The organism is Nocardioides sp. NPDC101246 (assembly GCF_044767415.1).
Lineage (GTDB): Bacteria > Actinomycetota > Actinomycetes > Propionibacteriales > Nocardioidaceae > Nocardioides.
Window position 1 is genome coordinate 19,713 of sequence record NZ_JBIWNX010000019.1, and the last position, 25,215, is coordinate 44,927.

The 25,215-nt window shown below is 69.0% G+C and carries 18 protein-coding genes, 1 tRNA gene, 1 other RNA gene and 1 pseudogene; 3 read left to right on the forward strand and 18 right to left on the reverse strand.

The genetic code is table 11. The annotated features are described in order from the left end of the window. Positions 1-74: 74 nt before the first annotated feature. The 8 genes and pseudogenes from ACIRON_RS26945 to ffs form a co-directional block, all read right to left on the reverse strand. Positions 75-1,118, reverse strand: a complete 1,044-nt coding sequence (locus tag ACIRON_RS26945; protein WP_402997325.1) for an aspartate-semialdehyde dehydrogenase — start codon at positions 1,116-1,118, stop codon at positions 75-77. Beyond that, positions 1,115-1,672 (reverse strand): ACT domain-containing protein, encoded by a 558-nt coding sequence (locus ACIRON_RS26950; RefSeq protein ID WP_371113327.1) that lies wholly within the window; start codon positions 1,670-1,672, stop codon positions 1,115-1,117. The genes ACIRON_RS26945 and ACIRON_RS26950 overlap by 4 nt, the downstream gene beginning before the upstream one ends. Further along, positions 1,649-2,950 (reverse strand): annotated as a pseudogene (locus ACIRON_RS26955) (aspartate kinase); the annotation flags it as partial. The pseudogene ACIRON_RS26955 and the gene ACIRON_RS26950, both read right to left, overlap by 24 nt. 11 nt (positions 2,951-2,961) lie before the next feature. Beyond that, a complete protein-coding gene (locus tag ACIRON_RS26960) occupies positions 2,962-3,549 on the reverse strand; it encodes a DUF5063 domain-containing protein (protein WP_091043240.1) in 588 nt (195 codons plus the stop codon). Between the two features lie 86 nt (positions 3,550-3,635). After that, the gene (gene recR, locus ACIRON_RS26965; RefSeq protein ID WP_008356228.1) at positions 3,636-4,232 is read right to left on the reverse strand and encodes a recombination mediator RecR; all 597 of its coding nucleotides are present in this window, start codon (positions 4,230-4,232) and stop codon (positions 3,636-3,638) included. Positions 4,233-4,265: 33 nt separating this feature from the next. Further along, a complete protein-coding gene (locus ACIRON_RS26970) occupies positions 4,266-4,661 on the reverse strand; it encodes a YbaB/EbfC family nucleoid-associated protein (protein ID WP_091043242.1) in 396 nt (131 codons plus the stop codon). A gap of 10 nt (positions 4,662-4,671) precedes the next feature. After that, positions 4,672-6,786: a DNA polymerase III subunit gamma and tau gene (locus tag ACIRON_RS26975; protein WP_402997330.1), complete on the reverse strand. Its 2,115-nt coding sequence runs from the start codon at positions 6,784-6,786 to the stop codon at positions 4,672-4,674. A 66-nt stretch (positions 6,787-6,852) separates the two neighbouring features. After that, positions 6,853-6,943: signal recognition particle sRNA small type (gene ffs, locus ACIRON_RS26980), an RNA gene on the reverse strand. A gap of 124 nt (positions 6,944-7,067) precedes the next feature. On the opposite strand from ffs, the gene ACIRON_RS26985 reads away from it, so the two are divergent. Beyond that, positions 7,068-7,155, forward strand: a tRNA-Ser gene (locus tag ACIRON_RS26985). A gap of 93 nt (positions 7,156-7,248) precedes the next feature. Here ACIRON_RS26985 and ACIRON_RS26990 read toward each other — a convergent pair. Then, complete coding sequence (locus ACIRON_RS26990) at positions 7,249-7,659, reverse strand: RidA family protein (protein ID WP_402997333.1); 411 nt, start codon at positions 7,657-7,659, stop codon at positions 7,249-7,251. Between the two features lie 77 nt (positions 7,660-7,736). Between ACIRON_RS26990 and ACIRON_RS26995 the strand changes: the two genes are divergently transcribed. Next, complete coding sequence (locus ACIRON_RS26995) at positions 7,737-8,102, forward strand: winged helix-turn-helix transcriptional regulator (RefSeq protein ID WP_402997335.1); 366 nt, start codon at positions 7,737-7,739, stop codon at positions 8,100-8,102. Positions 8,103-8,105: 3 nt separating this feature from the next. On the opposite strand, the gene ACIRON_RS27000 is transcribed toward ACIRON_RS26995, so the two are convergent. The 6 genes from ACIRON_RS27000 to ACIRON_RS27025 all read right to left on the reverse strand — a co-directional run bounded on the left by ACIRON_RS27000 (position 8,106) and on the right by ACIRON_RS27025 (position 14,559). Continuing rightward, positions 8,106-9,251 carry a hypothetical protein gene (locus tag ACIRON_RS27000; RefSeq protein ID WP_402997337.1) on the reverse strand — a complete coding sequence of 382 codons (1,146 nt, stop codon included), beginning with the start codon at positions 9,249-9,251 and terminating at the stop codon, positions 8,106-8,108. Next, complete coding sequence (locus tag ACIRON_RS27005; RefSeq protein ID WP_402997340.1) at positions 9,233-10,639, reverse strand: type VII secretion protein EccB; 1,407 nt, start codon at positions 10,637-10,639, stop codon at positions 9,233-9,235. The genes ACIRON_RS27000 and ACIRON_RS27005 overlap by 19 nt, the downstream gene beginning before the upstream one ends. Beyond that, a complete protein-coding gene (eccD, locus tag ACIRON_RS27010) occupies positions 10,639-12,009 on the reverse strand; it encodes a type VII secretion integral membrane protein EccD (protein WP_402997342.1) in 1,371 nt (456 codons plus the stop codon). Before eccD ends, ACIRON_RS27005 begins: the two co-directional genes overlap by 1 nt. 345 nt (positions 12,010-12,354) lie before the next feature. Then, entirely contained in the window at positions 12,355-12,648 is a 294-nt protein-coding gene (locus tag ACIRON_RS27015; protein WP_091043260.1) for a WXG100 family type VII secretion target, read from the reverse strand. Positions 12,649-12,695: 47 nt separating this feature from the next. Then, the gene (locus tag ACIRON_RS27020) at positions 12,696-13,031 is read right to left on the reverse strand and encodes a WXG100 family type VII secretion target (RefSeq protein ID WP_091043262.1); all 336 of its coding nucleotides are present in this window, start codon (positions 13,029-13,031) and stop codon (positions 12,696-12,698) included. 154 nt (positions 13,032-13,185) lie between these two features. Further along, a complete protein-coding gene (locus ACIRON_RS27025; RefSeq protein WP_402997345.1) occupies positions 13,186-14,559 on the reverse strand; it encodes a hypothetical protein in 1,374 nt (457 codons plus the stop codon). Between the two features lie 174 nt (positions 14,560-14,733). Between ACIRON_RS27025 and eccCa the strand changes: the two genes are divergently transcribed. Further along, positions 14,734-18,765, forward strand: coding sequence for a type VII secretion protein EccCa (gene eccCa / locus ACIRON_RS27030; RefSeq protein ID WP_402997347.1), 4,032 nt, complete (start codon positions 14,734-14,736; stop codon positions 18,763-18,765). 72 nt (positions 18,766-18,837) lie between these two features. Here the strand turns inward: eccCa and ACIRON_RS27035 are convergent, their stop codons facing one another. From ACIRON_RS27035 to ACIRON_RS27045, 3 genes are read right to left on the reverse strand one after another with little or no spacing between them, the layout of a single operon-like run. Then, complete coding sequence (locus ACIRON_RS27035) at positions 18,838-21,165, reverse strand: protein kinase (RefSeq protein ID WP_402997350.1); 2,328 nt, start codon at positions 21,163-21,165, stop codon at positions 18,838-18,840. Beyond that, entirely contained in the window at positions 21,162-23,372 is a 2,211-nt protein-coding gene (locus ACIRON_RS27040) for a protein kinase (RefSeq protein WP_402997352.1), read from the reverse strand. Before ACIRON_RS27040 ends, ACIRON_RS27035 begins: the two co-directional genes overlap by 4 nt. A gap of 57 nt (positions 23,373-23,429) precedes the next feature. Beyond that, complete coding sequence (locus tag ACIRON_RS27045) at positions 23,430-25,016, reverse strand: ABC transporter substrate-binding protein (protein WP_402997355.1); 1,587 nt, start codon at positions 25,014-25,016, stop codon at positions 23,430-23,432. Positions 25,017-25,215: the final 199 nt, after the last annotated feature.

A 25,215-nucleotide genomic window follows, 5' to 3' on the forward strand; every position in this document is an offset into this window, starting at 1 on the left:
TGGGCGACGAAACGAGAGTTTCGTCGCCCACAACTGCTGATTCGGCCCGCTAGAAGTGCGGATTCGGCGAGGGGTCAGAGGGCGGCGGCGACCAGCTCGGCGAGCTGGACGGTGTTGAGCGCGGCGCCCTTGCGGAGGTTGTCGTTGGAGATGAACAGCGCGAGGCCGCGGTTGTCGGGTACGCCCTCGTCCTGACGGATGCGGCCGACGTAGGAGGGGTCCTTGCCGGCGGCGTACAGAGGCGTGGGTACGTCGCGGAGCTCGACGCCCGGGGCGTTCGAGAGGATCGCGATGGCGCGCTCGGGGGTCAGGGGCGAGGAGAACTCGGCGTTGACCGCGAGGGAGTGACCGGTGACGACCGGGACGCGGACGCAGATGCCGGAGACACGCAGGTCAGGCAGGTCGAGGATCTTGCGGGACTCGTTGCGGAGCTTCTGCTCCTCGTCGGTCTCGTTGAGCCCGTCCTCGACCAGCGAACCGGCGTAGGGAAGGACGTTGTAGGCGATCGTCTCGACGTACTTGTCCGGCTCCGGGAAAGCGATCGCGGACCCGTCGTAGGCGAGCTCGCGGGCCTTGTCGCCGGCAGCCGCGACCTCGCTGACCAGCTCCTCGACGCCGGCGACGCCGGAACCCGAGACCGCCTGGTAGGTCGATACGACGAGCCGCTCGAGGCCGGCTTCGTCGTGGAGCGCCTTGAGGGCCGGCATCGCAGCCATCGTGGTGCAGTTGGGGTTGGCGATGATGCCCTGGCGGGCCGCGATGACGCCGTCCATCGCCGAGGGGTTGACCTCGGAGACGACCAGCGGGATCGACGGGTCCTTGCGCCAGGCCGAGGAGTTGTCGATGACGATCACGCCGGCCTCGGCGAACTTCGGCGCCAGCGCCTTCGAGGTCGCGCCACCGGCGGAGAAGATCGCGATGTCGAGGCCGGCCGGGTCCGCAACCGCGGCGTCCTCGACGACGACCGAACGGTCACCGAACTCGATGGTCTTGCCGGCCGAACGCGCCGAGGCGAAGAAACGGACCTCGCCGAGCGGGAAACCGCGCTCGAGCAGGATCTGGCGTACGGCGACGCCCACCTGTCCGGTCGCTCCCACGATTCCCAGGTTGATGCTCATCGGCCGGTCCCTCCGTAGACGATGGCCTCTACGTCGCTGTCGAGGCCGAATGCTCTGTGTGTGGCGCGCACTGCGCGGTCGAGGTCGTCGGCGCTGACGAGCACCGAGACCCTGATCTCCGAGGTCGACACCATCCGGATGAAGACCCCCTCGGCGGCGAGCGCGGCGAAGAATCGCGAGGTGATCCCCGGATGCGTACGCATCCCGGCACCGACGATCGAGAGCTTGCCGATCTGCTCGTCGGCGATCGGGTCGGCGAAGCCGATCTCGCTCTGGATGTCGCCGAGGGCCGCGCGCGCGAGCTTGACGTCGCTGCGCGGCAGGGTGAACGAGATGTCGGTGCGCCGCGTCTCCTCGGCCGACACGTTCTGGACGATCATGTCGATGTGGATGCCGGCATCGGCGAGCGTGTCGAAGACGCGGGCCGCCTCGCCCGGCTCGTCGATGACGCCGACCAGGGTGATCTTGGCTTCGCTGCGGTCGTGGGCGATGCCGACGATCTCCGGGACATCGCCGTTGGGCTCGGCGCCGTAGGAGACCTTCTCGACGTCCACGTCGCTGAACTTCTCGGCCGCGGCCTGCGCCGCCCGGTCGACCTCGTCGTCGGCGACGACGACCGAGACCCGCACCTCGGAGGTGGAGATCATCTGGATGTTGACCCCGGCCTGGGCGATCGCGGAGAAGAAGTCGGCGATCTTCTTCGGCTGGGTGCGCAGCCCGGCACCGATCAACGAGACCTTGCCCATCATCGGCTCGCTGCTTACCCGCTCGAAGCCGAGCTCGGCCTGCGCCGGCTCCAGCGCCTTCACGGCACGCTCGACGTCGTCGCGCGGGATGGTGAAGGTGATGTCCGTACGCTCCGTGCCGGACGGTGAGGCGTCCTGCACCACCATGTCGACGTTGATCCCGACGCCGGCGATGATCTCGAAGACCTTCGCGGCCGCGCCGATCTTGTCGGGCGCGTTGACGACGGTGATCTTGGCCTGGCTGCGGTCGGAGGCGATGGCGGCGACGATCGGCGCCTCCATCCCGACGCCGTCTCCGGGTTCGTCGACCGTCGGCGAGACCGCGTCGATGCTGCCCTTGACCACGGTGCCGGTGAGGGTGGAGAAGGAGGAGCGTACGTGGATCGGGAGGCTGTGGCGGCGGGCGAACTCCACCGAGCGCAGGTGAAGCACCTTCGCGCCGGAGGCCGCCAGCTCGAGCATCTCCTCGAAGGCGACCGAGCTCAGCTTGCGGGCGGTCGGGACGATCCGCGGGTCGGCGGTGAAGACGCCGTCGACGTCGGTGTAGATCTCGCAGACGTCGGCGTTCAGCGCCACCGCCAGCGCGACCGCGGTGGTGTCGGTGCCGCCACGGCCCAGCGTGGTGATGTCCTTGGTGTCCCTGGAGACGCCCTGGAACCCGGCCACGATCGCGATCGCACCGTCGCCGAGCGCCGCCTGGATCCGCTCCGGCGTGATGCTGAGGATCTTGGCGCGCCCGTGCTGCGCATCGGTGATCAGACCGGCCTGCGACCCGGTGAACGACCGAGCCTCGTACGCCAGCCCGCGCTCGTTCGCGACGTCGTTGATCGCCATCGCGAGCAGCGCCATCGACTGCCGCTCGCCGGAGGTGAGCAGCATGTCGAACTCACGCGCGTGCGCGGTCGCGTCCGGCGAGACCTTGTTGGCCAGGTCGATCAGCTCATCGGTGGTGTCGCCCATGGCGGAGACGGCCACGACCACGTCGTGGCCCTGCTCTTTGGTCGCGACCACTCGCTGAGCGACGCGCTTGATGCCTGCAGCGTCCGCGACCGAGCTGCCACCGTACTTCTGAACGACGATTCCCACGGCGGGAAAGTCTACGTTGCCGATGAGGCCGTCTTCTCCAGCATCTCATCAGCGGCAGCCAGGTCCTCGTCCTCACCGGTGAACGGCTCGGAGTCGAGGCGGTCGTGAGCGACCACGGTGAGCAGCGCGTTGAGCACGGCACCGGCCAGGTTGCCCCAGTTGTTGACGTAGCTGAACTGCCACCACCACAGCGCCTCGTCGACGTCGCCGAGACGGTAGTGCCGCAGGCCGTACTCCAGATCGGTCACCAGGCTGGCGACGTCGTCGGAGATCTGGCTGTCGACCACGTCCGGAGTGTAGGGATCGAAGACGAAGCTGTAGGTGTCGATGTCCCCGAACATCTCCGCGAGCCCCATCCGGAGCTCGTCGACGTCGGCCTCCATGCCCACGTCGGGCTGGAACTCCTCCCGAGGCTCGAAGTCCTGCTGGGCGCCCAGTCGCGCGCCCGCCAGCAGGATCTGGCTCACCTCCAGCAGCAGCATCGGGACAGCGCTGCCACCGTCGCCGTCCGCAGCTATCGCGCGCACCGAGAGCAGGAAGCTCTCCACCGAGTCGGCGATGCTGGTGGCGAAGTCCTTGCCGGTCAAGTCGTTCGTCATGACGGCCCCCTTCCCGAGGTCCCTTGAATCGTCAGGCTACCGCCGAAGTCGCGGCCTGACGAGGGTAAAGACTCGGCTCTTAGGTACTACTCAGCCGCCCGGCGCCCGGCGAACGCGCGGCCGAGGGTGACCTCGTCGGCGTACTCCAGATCGCCACCGACCGGGAGACCGCTGGCCAGGCGGGTGACCTTCAGTCCGAGCGGGCTCAGCTGACGAGTCAGATAGGTCGCCGTCGCCTCGCCCTCGAGGTTGGGGTCCGTGGCGAGGATCACCTCGGTGATCCCGGGGTCGTTGAGCCGCTGGACGAGCTCACGGATGCGCAGCTGGTCGGGACCGATCCCGTCGATCGGGCTGATCGCGCCGCCGAGCACGTGGTAGCGCCCGCGGAACTCGCGGGTGCGCTCGATCGCGACGACGTCCTTGTACTCCTCGACCACGCACAGCACCGACTGCTCGCGACGTGGGTCGCGACAGATCCGGCAGGTCTCCTCCTCGGAGACGTTGAAGCAGACCGAGCAGAACTTCACCTTCGCCTTGACCTCGTTGAGGATCGAGGCCAGCCGATGTACGTCGGCGGGATCAGCCTGGAGCAGATGGAACGCGATCCGCTGGGCACTCTTCGGACCTACGCCCGGCAGCCGTCCCAGCTCGTCGATGAGGTCTTGGACCACACCCTCGTACAACTTGGTTATCGCCTGTCTCTAGCTGTGCTGATCTCAGAACCCGAGCTTGAACGGCGGCTCGCCGCCGCCGGGGGCACCACCCAGGCCGCCGCCGAGGCCGCCCGCGAGCGGGCCCATCGCGTCACCGGCGAGGGCGTCGGCCTTGCCCTTCGCCTCGCGGTAGGCGGCGACGATCACGGCGCCGAGATCCTCGAGGTCGTCGGGGTCGCTGCCGTCGAACTCGCCCTGCTTGATCTCCACACCGACCAGCTCGCCGGTGCCGGTGAGCTTGACCGTCACCGCGCCCCCGGCGACGGTGCCGTCGACGATCGTCTCGGCGAGCTTCTCCTGGGCGTCGACGATCTGGCTCTGCAGCGCCTGGGCCTGCTGCATGATCGCGTTGAGGTCGAAGCCGCCCTCGCCGCCGAGGCCTTCGAGTGGGTTCGTCATCTGTGCCGTCCTAGTTGTGAGGAATCTCTTCGATCATCGTTGCACCCAGCTCCTGAGCGAGCAGGGCCTCGGCGCCCATCGCGGCCGGCCCGTCGTAGGCCTGGTCGTCGGGGTTGACCGCGGCGTCAGCCTCGGCCAGGCGGGCCACGGAGTCGTCGACCGGAGGCTCGTAGTCCGCGGCCCGCGTCGGTCGGATCGCCTCCCGAGCCAGCGCGATCGCACCTGGGTCGGCAGGCTGCGTCGCGGACGGCGCGGACGGCTCCGGCGGAGCCGGGGTTTGGTCCGGGGGCGGCGGCTCGGCGGCCCAGTCGGGCGGGGGCGCCTGCTCGTTCCAGGAGGCCTCCGGCGGCTGCTGCGGCTGGGCGGGCTCCTGGGGCGCGCTCGGCTGCGGCGGAGGCGAGGCCTGCCGCTGCGGGGCCCCTTGGCCGCCGCCCGCGACGATCGCCTCGATCTTCGGCTGGATGCCGATCACGTTGACCAGCGCCTGCCCGAGGATCGGCTCGTGTCCACCGGTCGCGAACCGGTCGCGGAGGCCCGGCGAGGCGAACCCGAGGGTGAGCACGCCGTCGCGGAAGTCGACCACCTGGGCGTTCTGGCCCACCAGCGACCAGGTCGCCCGGCGCAGACCCTTCGTCTGGGCGATCACGTCGTCCCACAGGCGGCGGACGTCCACGTTGCCCATACCGCCCGGCGACTGAGCCTGAGGTTGTGGCTGAGGCTGGCTCGGCGGCTCCGGAGCAGCCGGCGCCTGCTGGGGAGGCATCTCCGCGGCCGGCGCGGGCTCACGGACCGGCTCAGCGGCCGGCTCGGGGGTCGGCGCGTAGGCCTGGACTGGTTCGGGCTGCGGTGACGCGGGAGCGACCGTCTCGTGCCCCGGCGCACCGACGGAAGGTTTGAGCACCGGCCGGTCCTGGGCGGGGGCGGCCGCCGCCGGAGGGGCGGACACTGTCGGCGTACCGCTGATCTCGATCCGCCTCTCCAGGCGATCCAGCCGGGCCGCGAGACCGTCGGCACCGTCGGCTGCGGGCAGCAGCACCCGGGCACAGATCAGCTCGAGCAGAAGTCGGGGGGCGGTGGCGCCGCGCATCTCGGTCAGACCGGTCGCGACCGCATCGGCGGCCCGGGACAGATCGTGCGGTCCGAAGCGTCCGGCCTGGGCCACCAAACGCTCGCCACCGTCCTGGGAGACGTCGATGAGCCCGGTCGCAGGCGCGTCCGGGACCGCCTTGACGATGACCAGGTCACGCAGTCGCCGCAGCAGGTCCTCGGTGAACCGCCGCGGGTCCTGTCCGGTCTCGATGATCTTGTCGATCACGCCGAAGACCGCGGCGCCGTCATGGGCGGCGAAGGCGTCGACGACCTCGTCCAGCAGCGCGTCGGGGGTGTATCCGAGCAGCCCCGCGGCCAGCTCGTACGTCACTCCCTCGGGCCCCGCGCCACCGAGCAGCTGGTCCATCACCGAGAGGCTGTCACGCATGGACCCGGCGCCCGCGCGTGCGACCAGCGGCAGCGCGGCCGGCGCGACGTCGATGCCCTCTTTCTCGCACAGCGTCGAGATGTAGTCGGAGACCAGCTTCGGCGGGAAGAGCCGGAACGGATAGTGATGGGTGCGCGACCGGATCGTCGGGATGACCTTCTCCGGCTCGGTCGTCGCAAAGATGAACCGCAGATGCTCCGGCGGCTCCTCGACGAGCTTGAGCAGAGCGTTGAAGCCCTGCGTCGAGACCATGTGGGCCTCATCGATGATGTAGACCTTGTAGCGGCTCTTCACCGGCGCGAAGAACGCCTTCTCCCGCAGGTCACGGGCATCGTCCACACCACCGTGCGACGCCGCGTCGATCTCGATCACGTCGATGCTGCCGGGCCCGCCGCGCGCCAGGTCCCGGCACGACTCGCACTCTCCGCACGGATCCGAGATCGGCGCCTTCTCGCAGTTCAGCGCCCGCGCCAGGATCCGCGCCGAGGTCGTCTTGCCGCAGCCACGTGGACCGGAGAAGAGGTACGCATGGTTGACCCGATTTCCCGCCAGCGCATTGCGCAGCGGGCCGGTGACGTGATCTTGGCCGATGACCTCGGCAAACGTCTCCGGCCGGTAGCGGCGGTAGAGAGCTAGCGGTGCGTCCACCCGGTAGACCCTATCCGCCCGCACCGACAGTTTGCGACCGCGCAGGGCACGCCGTCAGGAAATAGAAAAGGCCCCCCACGTACCCAACAGAGCTCGCTTATCCTTGCTGCCTTCCGGCCCTGGGGAGGTTCGACAAGATGTCACCACATGGGGGGTTGCCAAAGAGTCTAGACGAGTCGGCTCGCCGATCCCAAAGCGGTGTACCGAGCTTGTCGAGGTGGCGGCCCGCTGGCTCTCCGCCGATTTCCCCCATGATCACGGAGCCGCGTAGGATCCCTCACGGATCTGTCGCCTAGTGGCCTATGGCGCACGGCTGGAATCCGTGTTGGGTTAACGCCCTCGGGGGTTCGAATCCCCCCAGATCCGCCAGCAGGAAGCCTTGGTTGACCTGCAAGAACGCCGATCCGGACAGCGCAAGCTCCGGATCGGCGTTCTTCATTTCCTCGATCAGTCCCGCGCGGCTCAGTCCAGAATGGCGTACGCCTCGACCTCGACGAGCACGTCCGGCTCGAAGAGATAGTCCACACCGATGGCGGACAGCGGCGGCAGGGGTTGCGGGATGCCGAGCTCGTCGACGACGCTCTCGAGACCCGCGACGAACGCGTCGTACTTGTCCGGGGACCAGTCCGTGACGAAGAACCGGAGGCGTACGACGTCGGCGAAGGTGGCGCCGGCGCCGGCCAGACCACGGGCGGTACTGCGGAGGGCGTGAGCGAGCTGGCCGGCGAGGTCGCCCGGCGCCACACCGCGACCGAGCTCGTCCCGGGCGATCTGTCCGGCGACATGGACGTGACGGATGCCGGTGGCGACGGAGACGTGGTGGTAGGGCACGGGCTGGAACATGCCTTCAGGGGTGAGCAGTTCGACGGACACGATGAGATTCCTTCCGATCGTCAAGGTTTCTCATGTGTACTTGGTATCCAGAGGACACTTCAACGAGACTAGGTGTCATGTCCGATACCGTCCCCGAGCCATTGCGACTCACCCAGGAGCACCGCGAGCTCCTCGACCAGCTCCTCGACAAGTGGTCACTCCAGGTGCTCGACACGCTCTGCGAGCGGCCGCGACGGTTCAACGAGCTGCGTCAGGCGATCCCGGCGGTGACCCAGAAGTCACTCACCACCGCGTTGCGCCGCCTGGAGCGCAACGGCGTGGTCGCCCGGATCGTGCTGAGCACCCGTCCGGTCGCGGTGGAGTACCGCATCACCCCGCTGGGCAGCACCCTGCAGGACCTCATCGACCGGCTCTACCACTGGACGACCACCACGCTGCCCGAGGTCGAGGCCGCACGCGCAGCCTTCGATAGCGACTCCTGAGGGCTACATCGAGCCCTTGCGCCGCGAGAACAACGGCCGCAGGACCAGCCCGAGCCCGAGCGCGCCACCACCACCGATCGCCCACCAGATGGCGTTCTCACGGACGGTGGCCAGCGGGTCGACCTTCTCCCGCGCCATCGGCGCCTGCTCCACCTCCGGGGGCTCGGCGGCCTCCTCGACGGCGGGACGGGTGAGGGCGTCGTACGCGTTCACCACACCGGCACCCCAGAAGCGGCCGCCCTGGCCCTCACGACCCGAGGTGGTGCTGTAGAGGCGGTCGATGACCTGGGCGGCGCTCCAGCCACGGTTGGTCGACCAGATCAGCGCGAGCACCGCCGAGACCTCGGCGGAGGCGAAGGACGTCGAGATCGAGTCGACCCAGCACGGCTGCCCGAAGAGCGTCTTCGACGGCGCCCCGTATGTCGGAGCGGCAACATCGGTGTTGGAGTTGGGCAGCACCGCGGAGTCGGGGTCGGAAGCCCAGGTGCCGGAAGCGCTGACCGTCACCACGGAGTCGTTGGCGTTCGGGAAGACCTTGGGCCCCATGTCCCGGTCCGTGCCGGTGGCGACACCGGACCAGTCGGCGGCCATCACCACGATGGCGCCCTTCTTGATGAGCGTGTCGACGGCCGTGTCCAGGCCCGACGCCGCCTCCGTCGCGGGCAGGCCGATGTCGACGATCAGCCCCTTCGCGTTGCCCTTGGCCAGCGAGTTGAGCTGGGCCACCATCTGCTTGGCGTCGATCGTCGACTTCTCCTGGCCGACCTTGAGGATCGGGTGGTCGCTGAGCTTCGCCTTGGGTGCGATCTCGGAGATCAGGCCGGCCGCGACGGTGCCGTGGTAGTCCTGCGCCTTGGCGCTGTAGCCGGAGTCGACGACGGCGACGCGGATCCCCTGACCCTGCTTGCTCACCTTCTGCGCCTCGGCGATCCGCATGATCGCGAACGGGGCCACCGTATCCGGCACCGGCGCCGTCTGGGTCTCCGCCTTCTGCGGGGCACCGCCGCCGAGGTTCTTCTCGTACACCTTGCAGAGTGGCCGTTCCTCGGCTGCGTACGCCGGGCTCGGACTGCCCAGCAGCGTCAACCCGCTGACGACGGCGGCGAGCGCGATACCGCTTCGCACCAGCGTCACTGGGTCGACACGCACTTGCTCTCCTCAACCTTTCCGGTGTTAGGCGGGCACAGCGCCAGCTCGGTCGAGAGCGCGGCGCCCTCAGGGAGCAGCTGCAGCCACGTGCCAGGCACGATCGGACCGGAGTCGGGTGTCAGGCCGAGCCGTTCGACTGTGAGCTTGCCATCCAGGACGTTGGCGGTGCCGCGGGCGTCGATCAGGTAGGGCGTCGCGCTCTGCTTCTGGAGCTCCTCGCCGTTGGCGGCGAAGACGAACGCACCCTTGCCCGGATCGACCCGGGCAGCGGTGAAGTCACCGGCCGCAGGGGGCTCCGACGTCGGCCATGCCTCTTCGCCCGGCTCGACGCCGAGTCGCACCGTCGTCTTGTCCTTGGTCTCGAGCTTGGCGCACACGCTGCCGGTGCCCGGTTCGAGGGTCGCGTTCGGCCAGGAGGTCTCGAGCCGCTCGCCGTCGATGTTCGGCTGCGAGCTGAGCGACTGCTGGTTGGCCTTGCTGCCGAAGGCGACGTCATAGATCTCGCTGGCGAAGTCATCGAGCCGAATCCAGCCGGACTCGGTCATCAGATAGTTGTTGGCCTGGTAGTTGGCCTTGGTGCCGATCGGGTACTCCTCACCCTCGACCGTCCCGCCGACCTTGGTGAACGCACTCCCGAAGGACGCGCCCGACAACGGCGCCCCCGTGGGGAAGAGGTTGACCCACGCCTGGGGCACCGTGGGTGTCGAGACCGGACCGTTGAAGGTCCGGTCGGCGTAGGTCTCCGAGTCACCTTCGATCTTGTAGCTGTAGGCCTGGGCGTATCCCTCGGTGCTCTGATGCTCCGCGATGAGGTAGTTGCCGTCCTCCGTCTGCACCATGAAACCGGTGTCCGCCGCCGACTTCACGTCCGGCTTCTCGGAGATGTTCAGGAACGTGCCGGCGCCGTTGGCGGTGCACGCGGTCCAGCCGGTGTTGATGAAGTCGGACTTCAGCGGCAGTTCCTCGGGGACCTTGGGACCGGAGAGGCCGATCGTCCCCTTCGGGAACTCCTTGTCGATCTCCTCCTGGTCGATGACCTTGGAATTCTTCTCCAGGTCGAGTCCGAGGATGAGCTGGGCGCTGGCCAGGTTGACGACCGGGTGCAGCTCCTTGTCCTTGTCAGGACCGGTGACGACGTAGCGCGCGCCGCCCTTGGTGACGATCAGGCCGTCCGTGTCGGCCCAGCCGGTCGCGGGCTTGGGCGAGAGGAAGTGGGCGACGGCGCCACCGGCGATGAGCAGCACCGCGAGCACGAGGCCACCGAAGACCGAGCGACCGGGACGGGCCGGCTCCACCTCACGCCCACCGGGGGCGCCGGAGAGGAACGCGGAGACCAGTCGGCGACGGCTGAAGGCATGCGCCTCTACGAGGTCCTTCTTGCTGGCCATCAGAAACCAGCCACCGCGGCGCCGAAGAGGCCCGAGGCGAGCACCATCAGCGGCAGCATCGCGAGCAGGCAGATCGTCTCGGCGACGTCGGCCAGCCGGCCGCGCCGGATCGACCCGACGTCGGGGACCAGCGTCAGCACCAGGAGTACGCCCCCGGCGGCCGCCAGCACGACGGCGGTCGTCGGCCGCCACGACTCGTGGTAGACCAGCAACGCGGCACCGATCGCGAGCAGCCCGGCGATCCCGGAGACCAGGCCGACGAGCACCTCAGAACCCGTCCGGTACTGCCGCGTACGCAGCATCAGCACCACACACGCCGCCAGAGCCAGCAGCGTGCCGAAGAGCCCGAGCCGCACCACGAACGGCGCGGTCAGCACGACCAGGACACCGACGGAGAGCGAGATCGCGACCAGGATCTCGTGGGCGACCTTGGCGTCGACCCGGACCTGGTCCTCACGGATCTCGTCGGGGTCGAGGTTGATGTCCTCGTCGGAGTAGAGCTGCGGGACGTCGGTCTTGGTCGTACTCAGCGCGAGCCACGGAAAGAAGCTGCCGGCCAGCACGACGACGACCATCACGATCCCGAGCACCACACCGGCCTTCCAGCCGGTCATGCTCAGCAGCATGCCGGCCACCAGGAAGACGCCACCCACGAGGGCGCCCGGCATCGCCAGCATCCGGGCCTCGCCGAGCCCGAGGAACCCGATCGCGGCGGCGAGCATCGCGCCCGCGCCGGCGAAGGCCAGCGGCATCCCGACGCCTCCGTCGGGGCCGAGCGAGGCCGAGCCGATCAGGAACCCGGCGACCGCGCCGTAGACCTCACCGATCCACACCGCGGCGATCGCGGCGTCGTTCTCGGCCTCGAGCCGGGAGAGCACGATCGCGCCTCCGGCGAGGACGATGCCGATCACCCCGGCCGCGACGCCGGCGAGCATCGACGGCGCCTGCGTCCACAGCGCGCCGGCGCCGAGGAGCAGCAGCAGCGCGGCGGCCAGCAGTGACGTACGCCGTCCTGCTTCCGGCTTCCAGGGGGCCATCTCGCTCTCGACGACATCGGTCATCGCCTCGACCACGTCGTCGTAGACCCGCGGCGGCTTGTCGTCGATCCCGGCGCTCACGGTGAGCACGCCGCCGTCCTCGACACCCTGCGGGATCAGACCGAGGTCACCGGCGAGCTTGCGGCCGTCGGCGAGCACGACGCGGTAGCCGGCGTAGGCCGTCTGCGGGTCGAGCAACCCGACGCTTCGCGCAAGCTCCGGCACGAGCTCCGCCACCGGCACCGAGCCCGGCAGCACCAGGTCCATCCGACGTGTGCCGGAGGCGACCGTGACCCGGACCAGCCCAGTGGGCGCCACCTGCGCCTGCGTCATTTCACGAACTCCTCGCGTCGTGCCTGTGCCCGGGACGAACCGACCGAATGTCCCGAGAGCTAGACCTACCTCGCGCTCGCTGAATCAGACAGCGAACATCAGCGCTGACTTTGCCATAAAACCGCGGCCCCGTGTACGACAGAGCGCCGTCGCGAGCGGCGCGAGACGCGTGCGATGGCTAGGCGCCGCTCCGAACGCGGCCTGGTTGACCGTGGAGGAGCGGCAACGCCGCCAGCGTGCGCGTATCGCGCCGCGCAGCAGGCGGGCTGTCGTACACGGGGCCGCAACGACGAGGGGACCGGTGCCCCGCACCGATCCCCTCGTGTTGCCTGTGTGCTGAAGAACTCAGCCGCCGAAGCCGCCGGCACCGCGACGGTCCGCGTCGTGCATGTTGGCGTTGGCCTCGTTGACGAACTTGCTGCCGCGGTCCAGAGCCATGCCGAGCTCGCGGATGCTCTGGTTCCACTTGGCCTGGGCCCGGTTGTAGGCGTCGGCCGCCTCACCGGTGAAGTTCTCCTGGAGACCGAGGATGTGACGCTCGAGCTCGTCGAGCTCGCGGTCCATGTCGGCCACGCCCTTGAGCAGGACGTCGGTGATGGAGCCCATCTTCCCGTGGTTTACGACAATCTCTTCACCCATGTCAGTTCCTTCCAGTCCTCTGCTTGAAATGCGGCCTGACCGGGTGGTCAGCCACCCATCTTGTACGAGATGCTGTCCATGCTGGAGGTGACGGAGCTGGACTGCCCGGCAACATCCTCGTCGGCCTGGCTACCGACCTTGCGGGCGTTCTCGAGACCCGCGGTGAGCTCGTCGAGCGCGTTGGTGATCTCGCGCGACTTCTCGTTGTAGGTGTTCATCAGCTGCTGGAACGAGGTGCCGCCGGCACCCTTCCAGCCCGATGCGCCCTCCGCCTGGGCCTCCGAGACGGTGCGGCTGTTGACGCTCTGCAGCTTGGCCTTGGTCTCGTTGATGAAGTTGACGGCGGTGTTGATCGCCTGGCCTTGCTTGATCTCACTGCTCATGGTGCTGTCCTTCCACCGGCGGAACCGGTTTTCCTAGGTTAGATACCTGTTGGAGCCCGGCTCCCGTTGGGCTCCCCCGAGGTCCGGACAATGTGTTCTTACCCCGTCTCCGGAGTTCTAAACACAAATCTCTGAACTTTTTCAGCCCTGCTGTCTAGCTGTTGAAACCCGATTCCCACAGGTGACGGAAGAAGCCTGAGGAAACCACGAACGATGCGATGACCGCGGCGCCGCACAGCGACTCCGCCCAGTCGGCCCGAGACGCCCATTTCGCCGAGCGCCAGCCCCGGCCGGTCGCGATCGCCGCGATGATGACGGCGAACCCGATCACCACGACTCCCAGACCGAACCAGGAGACCAGCTCCGGGTCGACCCAGCCTACGAAGGCACGGACCCCGACCGCCAGCGCAATAACCCCGGCAACCCGGAGTACGCCACGAGGCAGCCAGTAGCGATAGCTGCGCGCCGAGAGCAGGATCACGAAGGCGCCGGCCAGCAGGATCAGCCAGCCACCGATCCGGTCCAGGTCGTCCGTCACGGTCGCCGCCAGCGCCGGTCCGCTCACCGCGACCACGGCGAGGACCGCCCAGGAGGCCGCCGCCAGCGTGCGGGCGCCGCGCTCGGCAACCTCGGTGACCTCGTCGATCGGGACCGTCGCCTTGCCGGTGGTCGTCCTGGCCCGTGCCGACCAGGCGGTCACGGAGAGCTTGGAGACATCGAGGAGATAGGAGTCCGGGACGTCGACGGCGTACGACGGGACGATCCGCGCAGCCAGCGCGGCCGCGGCGAACAGGATCGACCACGGCACCTGCGGCGAGGTGCCGAGCAGGGCGCACAGCGCGGTGACGACGAAGACGATGACGCCGGTCGTGGTCCAGATCTTCAGGCTCTCGTCCACGGTGTCGACGAGGGAGCGCGAGATCGTCGCGACGACCGCGGCACTCAACCCGGCGACTCCGACCGCCATCGGCAGCGTCTCGGGCACCGGGTCGGCGGTGATGACGAAGGCGGCGCCGGCGGCGAAGGCCGGAGCGGCGATCGCTCGGCGCGCCGCGTACGCCCCGGCGGGGATGATGCCGATCAACGCGCCCAGCGCGAGCAGACCGGCGATGGCCAGTCGCTGCCAGCCGTCGGCCTGGGCGCCGAACCCGGCCGCGGCGACCGCCAGGAGGGTGGCCAGACCGACCCAGTAGAACGAGAAGCTGCCTGCTTGGACCGCGGCGGCCGTCTCGACGACCTCGCGCCGCGCGTAGGCCTGCGTCGGCGGCGAGTCGGCGGCGAGCAGCGCGCCCGAGGTGATGCCGCGTGAGGCGAGCGATGCGTCGGGCTGGATCACCTCGCCACGACGGTCCCGCAGCACCGGAGCCGCGGGCAGACCGACGGCCGTCGCGTACTCCCTCGCCAGGTCCGAGGCGTGCGCATCGGACGGGACGACGATGTCGACCACTCCGGCGGTGCCGTGGACCGTGACCGCCAGGCCGCCTGCTGCGAGCGCCGGCTCAACGGCATCGGCCGTCTGAGTGGGCATGACACCTCCCGGATGCGTGAAGACCCTGTGACAGAGTTCCACATCGGAAGCTCCACCGCCCGTTTTACCCGACCGGCACGGTTAAGGGTAGTAGCCGGGTGGCGGGCACTCTAAGATCCTGACCACCTGCGGCATCCGGGCCCGCGGGGCACTGAACCAGTCTCAGGGGGACACGTGACCATCGCTGCGACAGCCGGCGGTACCCGCACCGAGGAGCCGGAGGTCCCCGAGGGGGAGCTGGCTCTGAATGCTCCGCCGGCTATCGAAGAGGGCGAGGGCGTCGGTGGCATCCTGATGAACGCCATCCCCATGCTCGGTGGCCTCGGATCGATCGTGCTGATCGCGACGATGCAGTCGGGCACGGGGGGTTCCCCGCCGATCCAGCGCTACATCGCTGCCGGCATGTTCCTCTTCGCCACGCTCGGCTTCATCTTCGTGCAGATCGACAGGCAGCGGAAGCAGAAGCAGAAGCAGGTCGGCGGGCAGCGCACCGACTACCTCCGCTACCTGGCCGGCATCCGGCAGTCGGCGCGCAAGGCCGGTGAGCAGCAGCGCAAGGCGCTCACCTGGCACTATCCCGCGCCGTCCTCGCTGCCCGCGATCGCCGAGGAGCGCAGCCGCCTGTGGGAGCGCTCGAACACCCACAAGCGCTATCTCGACGTCCGCTACGGCGTCGCGCACCAGCCCCTCGCCCTGACCCTGGTGCCGCCCCAGCAGACCCCGATCGACCAGGTCGACCCCGCCTCGGCGAGCGCGCTGCACCGGCTCCTGACGGTCCACCGGGTCCAGCCCGACCTGCCGGCCGCGACCAACCTGCGCGGCTTCGACAAGATGGAGATCTGCGGCAACGAGGACCAGGCCCGGGCGCTCGCCCGCGCCCTGATCTGCGGGATGACGGCCTTCCACTCGCCGGAGCAGCTGATCGTCGCTGTCCTCACGTCCGAGCGCAACCTGGCCGAGTGGGACTGGGTCAAGTGGCTCCCGCACGCGCAGAGCGGCCGCGAGGTCGACGCCGTCGGGCCGCGCCGCATGGTGGTCACCAACATCAACGACCTGGGCGCCCTGCTGCCGACCGAGGTCGGCGAGCGCGCCCGCTGGGGCACCGACGACCGGATCCCGTCGCCGCAGGTCGTGGTCATCGTCGACGGCGGCTCCGTCCCGCCGGGCAACCACGTGCTCCCCGACGACGGCATCCAGGGCGTCACGGTCATCGACCTGCCGACCCACTGGGACGAGCTGTTCGACTCCAGCCGGGTGCGATTCCTGATCGACGACGAGGAGCCCGACGAGAACAGCACGGTCTCCGGCTACCAGGTGCGCGTACGCATGGACCCGGTCCGCCTGCGGGTGGACCAGATGAGCATGGCCGACGCCGAGGCCTACGCCCGCCGCCTGACCGCGCTCTACACCGTGGCTCCGGAGGGTTCCGACGCCGCCGCCGAGACCCCGCAGGACACCGAGATCGCGGCCCCGAAGGACTACATGGCGCTGCTCGGTCTGGGCGACGTACGCTCCTTCGACCCGGACGTCGCCTGGCGTCCCCGCGCCAACCGCGACCGGCTGCGCGTGCCGGTCGGCGTCGGTGAGGCCGGCCAGCAGATCTACATGGACATCAAGGAGTCGGCTCAGCAGGGCATGGGGCCGCACGGCCTCGTCATCGGCGCCACCGGTTCCGGTAAGTCGGAGTTCCTCCGCACCCTCGTCCTCGGTCTGGTGCTCACCCACCCGCCGGAGGTCCTCAACCTGGTGCTGGTCGACTTCAAGGGTGGTGCGACCTTCGCCGGAATGGCGGGCATGCCGCACGTCTCCGCGGTGATCACCAACCTCGAGGGCGAGCTCACCCTGGTCGACCGTATGCAGGACGCGCTCTCCGGTGAGATGACGCGCCGCCAGGAGCTGCTGCGCGAGGCCGGCAACTTCTCCTCGCTGAAGGACTACGAGAAGGCGCGTACGCAGGATCCCTCGATGGATCCGCTGCCGTCGCTGTTCATCGTGGTCGACGAGTTCTCCGAGATGCTCTCGGCCAAGCCCGAGTTCATCGACCTGTTCGTCGCGATCGGCCGTCTGGGCCGATCCCTCGGCATCCACCTGCTGCTCGCCTCGCAGCGCCTCGAGGAGGGCCGCCTGCGCGGTCTCGACTCGCACCTCTCCTACCGCGTCGGTCTGCGCACCTTCTCCGCGCAGGAGTCGCGGACCGTGCTCGGTGTGCCGGACGCCTACGAGCTCCCGGCTGTTCCCGGCCTCGGTTACCTCAAGCCCGACCCGACCAACATGCAGCGGTTCCGGGCTGCGTACGTCTCGGGGCCGCCGGCCGCGGGCTCGCGGATCCGCCGCGACGAGGGCGGCAAGCTGCAGGGCATCTTCCCGTTCTCGATCGCCGAGGTGAAGCAGCTGGCGATGCCGGTCGAGGAGGACGAGCGTCCGGCCACCCCGGTCGTGGGCGCGGACGGCGTCGAGAAGTCGATGCTCGACATCGCCGTCGACCGGATGACCGGCTACGGCAGCCCGGCCCACCAGGTCTGGCTGCCGCCGCTCGACATCCCCGACACGCTCGACACGCTGATGCCCGACCTGACCACCTCGCCCGAGCTCGGCCTGCACTCGCCGGCCTGGAAGCGGCTCGGTGGACTGGTGGTGCCGCTCGGCATCGTCGACAAGCCGCGTGAGCAGCTGCGCGACACCCTCACGGTCGACCTGCGCGGAGCCGCCGGTCACGTCGCGGTCATCGGCGCACCTCGCACCGGTAAATCGACCACGCTCCGCACCATCGTCACCTCGATGTCGCTGACCATGACGCCGCAGGAGGTGCAGTTCTTCGTCCTCGACTTCGGTGGCGGCACGTTCGCACCGATGGCCAAGCTCCCGCACGTCGCCGGTGTCGGCACGCGTTCCGAGCCCGACGTCGTACGCCGCGTCCTGGCCGAGATCTCCGGCATCATCGACCGCCGCGAGGCCTACTTCCGGGCGCAGGGCATCGACTCGATCGAGACCTACCGCACCCGCCGCGCTCGCGGCCAGGCCGACGACGGCTGGGGCGACGTCTTCCTCGTCATCGACGGCTGGGGCACGCTGCGCGCCGACTTCGACGACCTCGAGTACGCCATCCAGGAGATCGCTCCGCGCGGCCTGACCTTCGGCGTCCACATCGTCGCGGCGGCCGGCCGCTGGGCCGAGTTCCGCTCCTCGATGCGCGACGTCTTCGGCACCAAGCTCGAGCTACGTCTGGGCGACCCGATGGACTCCGAGCTCGACCGTAAGCTCGCCGCCCTGGTACCCACCGGGCGCCCGGGTCGAGGCATCGTGAAGGAGAAGCTCCACTTCCTCAGCGCCCTGCCCCGCATGGACGGCGACGGCTCGGCGGCGACGCTGGGCGATGGCGTCGACGACCTGATCTCCCGGATCTCCGCGGCCTGGCAGGGCCCTGCCGGACCGAAGCTGCGGCTGCTGCCCGAGCGGATCACGATCGAGCGGATCCGCGAGCAGGCCGGGGTCACCCCGGAGAAGCCCGGCAAGCGACTGCTTCTGGGTATCAACGAGAAGGAGCTGGCCCCGGTCGGTCTCAACCCCGACACCGAGCCCCACCTGCTCGTCTTCGGCGACGGCCAGTCCGGCAAGTCCTCGATGCTGCGCAGCATCGCCCGCGAGATCATGCGGACGCACACGCCCAAGGAGGCGCAGATCGCGGTCGTCGACTACCGGCGGTCGCTGCTCGGCGAGATCCCCGAGGACTACCTGGTCGGCTACCTCACCTCGGCGACGCAGGCCAACCCGACGCTGAGCGACCTGGCGGCGTACCTGACCAAGCGGATCCCGGGCCCGGACGTCACGCCCGAGGAGCTGCGCAACCGGTCGTGGTGGTCGGGCGCGGAGCTGTTCGTGCTCGTCGACGACTACGACCTCGTCTCGACGCAGCAGGGCTCACCCCTGGCTCCGCTGCAGCCGCTGATGGCCCAGGCCGGCGACGTCGGCCTGCATGTCGTCATCGCTCGCCGCTCCGGTGGTGCGTCGCGCGCCCTCTACGAGTCGGTCATCCAGTCGATGCGTGACCTGGCGATGCCGGGCCTGCTGCTCTCCGGAAACCCGGACGAGGGCCCGCTCGTCGGCAACCTGAAGCCGGTCCCGACCCTCCCGGGTCGTGGCCGCCTGGTCACCCGCGACCGTGGCATCGAGGTCATCCAGCTGGCGTGGAGCGAGTCGACGGTGTAGCCCTCGACCTCTCGAACGAGAGACGGCCCGCGACCTGATCCAGGTCGCGGGCCGTTCGTCGTTCGTCTCCGGTCAGAGCGTCCCGGTGCCGTTGTTGTTGGATGCCTTGCGCAACGGCGGGTGGGTCTCGAACTGGTCGGCTCCGGGCATCTCCCACGTCTCGGCGGTGAACCCGTCCTTGCCGGAGATCAGGACCGAGGCCTTGTTGAGATACTCGTAGTCCCCGTCGCCGGCGCGCAACGGGTTGACCAGGTCGTCCCTGCCGTCACCGTTGACGTCGGCGACCGCGGGGATCTGAGACCCGCTGACGGCGTCGTCGTTCTTGACCGGGTCGTCGATGTTCCATGACGGCTCGGCAACGAACTTCTTGCCCTCGGGGTCGTAGGAGTAGACGCGGATGGCCCACTTCTGGTCCGCGATCTCCTGGGTGATCAGCTCGTCCTTCCCGTCACCGGTGACGTCGGCGAAGTTCGACGACCCGGCGACCCGATCACCGTCGGGTCCGGGCACCTCGAGGTCGGTCTTGGTGAGCTTCGAGCCGTTGCTCATCAGCAGGACCACTGCGGCCGGTGAGGCCTCCCTGGCACCCATGATGACGTCGGCTCGCTTGTCGCCGTCGAAGTCACCGACGTCGAAGTTGACGTCGAACGTGGCGCCCTGCCAGGGACCGGTGTACCAGTCGGCGCTCTTCGCCCAGGTGTTGTCGGCCTTGCTCAGCATGACCGTCACATGGAACTCGAGGTCCTTGAGCTTGGCCAGGTCGGCGTCCTCCTCGGGCAGCTTGGTCCCGTTGCCGACGGAGATCATGCCGATGTCGTCGCGGCCGTCGCCGTTGAAGTCGGCGCAGAACATGGCCAGGCGCTTGCCCGATGCGGGCACCTGGATGGCACCGTCGGGTTGGTCCTTGGCGTTCGAGTCGACGTTGAACGAGGATCCGATGCCGGAGACCTGCACCACGTCGACCCGCCCGTCGGCGTCCAGGTCCCCGAGCAGGTTGCCGAACTTGAGGCCCTCGGTGGTGCCGGACTCGAACCCCTTGCCGGTGGAGGCGAAGAGGGTCGCGGCATTGCCGTCCCAGTTGTAGTTGACGTCGCCGAACGGCGCACCGAGCACCAGATCGCCCAGCCGGTCCCCGTCGATGTCTCCGGTCACCGCCGGCTTGGGCTTGGCGGGAGTGTTCTCCGTGGTCGCGAGGGTGACACCCACTGCGGCACCACCCGCAACGAGGACCGCCAGCGCCGCCGCGCCGGCGATCCACCACGTGGCCTTGGCGCGTTTGAGGGTGACGGTGGCTCCGGACGCGAAGCCCATCTGTCGCCCGGACATCGCCGCGAAACGGTCCCGGACCCGAACCGCCTCGTTCGTACGCTGCGCCGGATCCTTGGCGAGCAGACCACGCTCGCCGGAGAGCAGGTCGTTGGCCTGCAGGGTGAAGTCGTCGCGGCCCGGCAGCGTCGGGATCGGCTGTGATCCGTGGGCCATCGCGGTCTCGACGTCGTTCGCCCCGGTGAAGGGAACGGTCCCGGTGACGAGCTCGTAGAACAGGCAGCCCAGCGAGTAGAGGTCGCTCGCCGGAGTCGCCGGCGCACCCATCGCGCGCTCGGGCGCCAGATAGTTCCACGCACCGGAGTGGATCCCGGGCCTGGCGGTCGCGGAGTCATCAGCGCGCGCCGCCGCGAAGTCGGACAGGTAGGCGTACGGCGGGCTGTTGCCGTCGCGCAGCAGGATGTTCGACGGCTTCACGTCACCGTGCACGACGCCGACCTCGGGCGAATGGATCGCTGCCAGACCGTCGGCGATCTGGGCGCAGATGTCGGCGGCCAGCGGGCCGGGGAGGCGGCCGCGGGCCTTCAGCAGCGAGCCGAGGTCGCCGCCGTCGGCGAACTGGGAGACCAGGTAGGGGGCGCCGTCGTTGGTCCGGCCGTTGGTGTAGACGCCCATGATGTGGGGCGAGTCCAGCTTGGCCATCAGCGTGGCCTGCTTGTCGAACCGGGACACGAACTCGGGGTCACGGGCGCTGCGTCCGAGGAGCACCTTGAGGGCGACCGCTCGGTTGAGCCGGGTGTCGGTGGCCTTGTAGACGACTGCCATCTCGTTCGACGCCACCTGCTGCTCGAGCCGGTAGGGCCCGATCATGCCGGGGGCGTCCGCCTTCAGCACGGTCGCCGGTAGCGGGTCCTGCACAGGCGGTGGCGGGAGCGGCGGGGTCTGGGCCGGCAGCTGCGTGGGCGGCTGGGTGGGCGGAGGAGGAGGCGGCGGTGGCGGCGTCGCAGACGGTCCGCTGGGCCGAGCGACCCGTGGCCTGATCGTGGTCTTGTCGGGGTCGTCGACCGGGGGACGCTCGAACGAGGGTTGCGGCCCCCGCGGTGTGTTGTCAGGGGTTCCGGTGGAATCGCTCATCCGAGGGTTCCTCCCATCAGGTTGTAGCGGCGGACATCGTCGGGCGACTTCTCCCACGTCGCCATCATGTGACCGGGGAACGTCCCGGTCTTCGAGGCCAGAGCCACGTAGAAGGCGTAGGGGCTCTCGCTGGTGTCCTGCGTCACCGCGACGATGTCGGTACGTCCGTCACCATTGACGTCGGCGACGGTGACGGGATACCTGCTGGTGGTCTTGAGGGTGTTGCGGGGCTTGGGAAGCTTCCCGCGGTTGGCGATCGAGAACTGGGTCAGGTCCTCGCTGAACGTGCCGACGGTGATCGACTGGCCCTCGCCACGACCGGATTCCGCCGCGATGATCTCGTCGCGGCCGTCGCCGTTGACGTCACCGGCGACGATCGAGCTGATCGATTGATGCTTGAACGCGAACGGCTTCGCAGCAGCGACGGTCGTTCCCTCTCCCTGGTAGAGGTCCAGGTCGGAGGTTCCAGACGTGAGGGTCATGTCCTCCGGGCTACCTTCGACCCGGTTCAGGACCACCAGATCGGCCTTCTCGTCGCCGGTGAACTCGCCCACCGAGATCTGCTCCACCGGTACGGCCGGATAGGACGCGAAGAGCGTCGGCTCCTCGAACCCTGACCCAGTTCCTCGGTAGACCCAGACCGTGCCGTCACCGGCCCTTCTCCCCTGCGTGTCGAGGTCGGGGTTCGGGTTGCCGAAGTGCGTACTCATGAACAGATCGGCGACACCGTCACCGTCGAAGTCGTCGGTGCCGAGGTCGTAGTAGAAGTTCGAGCCAGTCATCTTCTTGCCCTGCTCGACGACGCCCGCGGGAGCCTTGAGGGTCCCCTCCAGATCACCGTGGAACTCGAAGCCCTTCTCGCTCCGCACGAAGGTGACGAGCGTGTTCTTCCCGTCGCCGGTGAAGTCACCGCAGAGCGGAAATACCTCGCCCCCGTCGTTGTCGGCCGGAAGCGCGGGGTCGTTGTACGTCACGGGCTTCGACGGGCTCAACGTGCGGCCGTCCGACTTCCAGGTGACGACGTCCACGCCCTCGCCGTCGGGGTTCTGGACGTTGGTGATCACGTCCCCGAACTTGTCCCCGTTCACATCCGCGAACGCAGCCCCCTTCACGGTCGGCACGATGGGCTCGGGCCCGTGCTCGACCCAGGGCTGGGTGATCGCCAGGGCACCGCCGACCCCGAGGGCGGCCACCCCGACCATCGCCGCGCCGACCCGGAGCGGAGTGATCTTGGACGGCCGCTGCGCCTCCTCGATCAGGATGGCTTCGCTCTCGGAGGGCGCCCGCACGGCCGCGACCGGGATCGGCACCGGGTTGGGGTCGGTCAACGACGGCGCGGGCACCAGCTGAGCGGGCGCGGTGATCTCGCGCAGCTTCAGCAGGTCGTCCTTGAAGACAGCGGCGCTCTGATAGCGGCTCCGGCGGTCCTTCGCCATCGAGAGCTGCAGGATCCGGTTGGCCGCCTTGGTCCAGTCATCGGTGCCGACGAACTGCGGGATCGGCGCGTTCTGGTGGGCCATCGCCACCTGCACGGCCGCACCCGAGTAGGGGATCTTGCCGGTCAGCGTGAACCACAGCATGCAGCCGGCCGCGTAGACGTCTCGTGACGGCTCCGGCGAGATCGGCTGGCCCTGCGCGTCACGCTCGTCGCGGATGTACTCGGGCGCCAGGTAGTTCCAGGTGCCGGTGATGCCGCCGGCAGGCGAGTCGGAGGACGAGGTCGCGATCCCGAAGTCGCACAGGAACGCGAACGGGTCCAGAGGGCTCGCCGGGTTGCGTACGAGCACGTTCGACGGCTTGACGTCCTGGTGGATGATCCCCGCCTGGTGGGCGTCGTGAAGCGCCCCCGCCACCTGGGCGTTCACCAGGCACGCCAGGTGCGGCGCCAACGGTCCGCTGCTGCGTACGAGTCCGGTCACATCACCGCCCTTGATGAACTGGGTGACGATGAACGGACTGCCCTGCTGCTCACCGATGTCGTAGATCGCGATGATGTGGGGCGACCTGATCTGCGCCAGGGTCTGCCCCTCGCGGATGAACATGTCGATGAACTGTCTGTCGGCCAGGTGGGCATGCACCATCTTCAGGGCGACCTGCCGTTCGAGCTTGGTGTCGAAGGCGTCATAGACCACGCCCATTCCACCCTCGCCAAGAATGCGATCCAGGCGGTAGTGGCCGAACACTGCCCCGGGATGAAGCGTCGTCATGCCCGCACCCTATTCAAGGGTGGCGGAACCCAACCACTCCAATGCGCTAAAAGTCGTCTACTTCTTCGTCGGCGACCACTCGACGATGGTCGAGACGAGCGGTGCGACCCGTCCCGAGCGAGGACGTACGCTGTCGACCTTCTTGTCGATCACCGTCACCGTCGGGTTCATCACGATCGGCACGACGATCGAGTCCCGGACCAGCGTCTTCTCGATCTGGACTCGTACGTCACGGGCCTCGTAGGGATCCGCGGTGCGGGCCAGCTCGCCGATGAGGCGGTCACGGTCGCGGTCGCCGCCACCGGTCGCGTTCTGGCTGCCCTTGGCACCCCACTGTGCCGAGATCTCCTCCGGCGTCTGCGGGACCGGGATCCGGGCGAGCACGGCGTCCCACCTGTTGCCGGCGAGCAGCTTGTCGGCCGAGGAAACACCACAGTCGGCGGTGCTCCAGCCCTCGTCGTCGACGACGTTCGAGATGGTGTCGTAGGCGCCTGCGGCGAACGCGCTCGACTTGTCGTAGGAGATGCACACCTTGGCGCCGCGCGGGGCCGTCGCGTCCTCCGAGGCCTTGAACTTCGTGGAGAACCCGGAGTCCTCGGTCGCGATCTGGTAGCCCTCACCACCCGGCGGGAACAGTACGACGTCGGTGGCTTCGTACGCCTCGGCCCACTCGCCCGCGCCGCCCTCGGCGATGTCGCCGCGGGGCACCGCCCGCAGATAGGCCGTGCGGGTGTCCTTGCGCTTGAACAGGCCGCGGTCGGTACGAAGGATCAGCGCCCACATGGTGCCGTCGTTGGCGTTCGCGACGCCGTAGTCGCGGCGCTCGAGGTCGCGCACCTGCTTGCGGTTGGCCTTGGTCGGGCTGACCTGGACGACGTCGACCTTCTCCCCCAGGCTGTCCAGCGCGTCGGCGCCGGCCGGGGTGAGGCGTACCTGCTCGTAGGTCGGCCTGGCCTCGCCCGCGTACTCCGGGTTGGCCTCCAGATCGACCTCCTGGCCGCCCTCGCCGGCCGAGATCTTCGAGATCCGGTAGGGCCCGCTGGAGAGCAGCGCCTCCTCGGAGGCCTTGCCGTTCTCGGCGATCGCGAAGGTCGAGCTCCACGCCTCCGCGATCTTGGTGAGCTTCGCGGTGTCGGACTCCTCGATCGCGGTCTCGACGACCTCCTTGGCCTCGATCGGGTCCTCGATCTTCAGCGCCTTCTGCCCGATCACGTGCGCCGGCACGGCGACGTCCAGGGCCGTACGCCAGTCGACCACCGGCACCACGAGCGGCACCTCGATGGCGCGTGCACCCTCGTCGACCTCAGGGATGTAGGCGCTCTTGGTCAGCCCGGTCGGCACCCCGCCGAAGTCGACCCCGCCGTCCGGGCTCCCCTCCTTCGGGGTGCGGAAGTAGCCCGACGTCGCCGCCCAGGCGAGCATGAGGTCGGCCGTGTCGATCGGCACCCCGTCGGACCAGGACGGCTCGGCCAGGTCGTAGCGCACCCGGGCCTGCTCGCCGTCCTCCATGGTGACCTCGCCGAAGGTCTCGTCCATCTCGACGGTGTCGTTGACCAGGGTGCCGAAGGCTCCACGGGTCAGCGAGGCGATGTCGAGGTTTCCATCGGTCACGCTCGCCGCGCTCGCCGGGTTGGTGCTCGTCAACGACTCGTTCCATGCGACGGCGACCTCAGTCCCCTCCTCCACCGAGGCCGGGAGATCACCCGAGCAGGCGGTTGCAACAAGCGCCAGACTGGCAACGGAAACGACTCCCGCTCGACGACGTGCCCCAGGATGCACCTTCAAGTCCCCTCTCCGAGACAACGGACGCCCCAGATCCTAACGAGCCTCGGCGAAGACCTGC

Bases quoted from the DNA above. Each gene is read 5' to 3' on its own strand.
- ACIRON_RS26970 (WP_091043242.1), bottom strand. From the start codon at position 4,661: ATGACGAACCCACTCGAAGGCCTCGGCGGCGAGGGCGGCTTCGACCTC.
- ACIRON_RS27015 (WP_091043260.1), bottom strand. From the start codon at position 12,648: ATGGGTGAAGAGATTGTCGTAAACCACGGGAAGATGGGCTCCATCACC.
- ACIRON_RS27020 (WP_091043262.1), bottom strand. From the start codon at position 13,031: ATGAGCAGTGAGATCAAGCAAGGCCAGGCGATCAACACCGCCGTCAAC.
- eccD (WP_402997342.1), bottom strand. From the start codon at position 12,009: ATGACGCAGGCGCAGGTGGCGCCCACTGGGCTGGTCCGGGTCACGGTC.
- ACIRON_RS26960 (WP_091043240.1), bottom strand. From the start codon at position 3,549: ATGACGAACGACTTGACCGGCAAGGACTTCGCCACCAGCATCGCCGAC.
- ACIRON_RS26995 (WP_402997335.1), top strand. From the start codon at position 7,737: ATGTCCGATACCGTCCCCGAGCCATTGCGACTCACCCAGGAGCACCGC.
- ACIRON_RS26945 (WP_402997325.1), bottom strand. From the start codon at position 1,118: ATGAGCATCAACCTGGGAATCGTGGGAGCGACCGGACAGGTGGGCGTC.
- ACIRON_RS27040 (WP_402997352.1), bottom strand. From the start codon at position 23,372: ATGACGACGCTTCATCCCGGGGCAGTGTTCGGCCACTACCGCCTGGAT.
- ACIRON_RS27035 (WP_402997350.1), bottom strand. From the start codon at position 21,165: ATGAGCGATTCCACCGGAACCCCTGACAACACACCGCGGGGGCCGCAA.
- ACIRON_RS27005 (WP_402997340.1), bottom strand. From the start codon at position 10,639: ATGGCCAGCAAGAAGGACCTCGTAGAGGCGCATGCCTTCAGCCGTCGC.
- ACIRON_RS27025 (WP_402997345.1), bottom strand. From the start codon at position 14,559: ATGCCCACTCAGACGGCCGATGCCGTTGAGCCGGCGCTCGCAGCAGGC.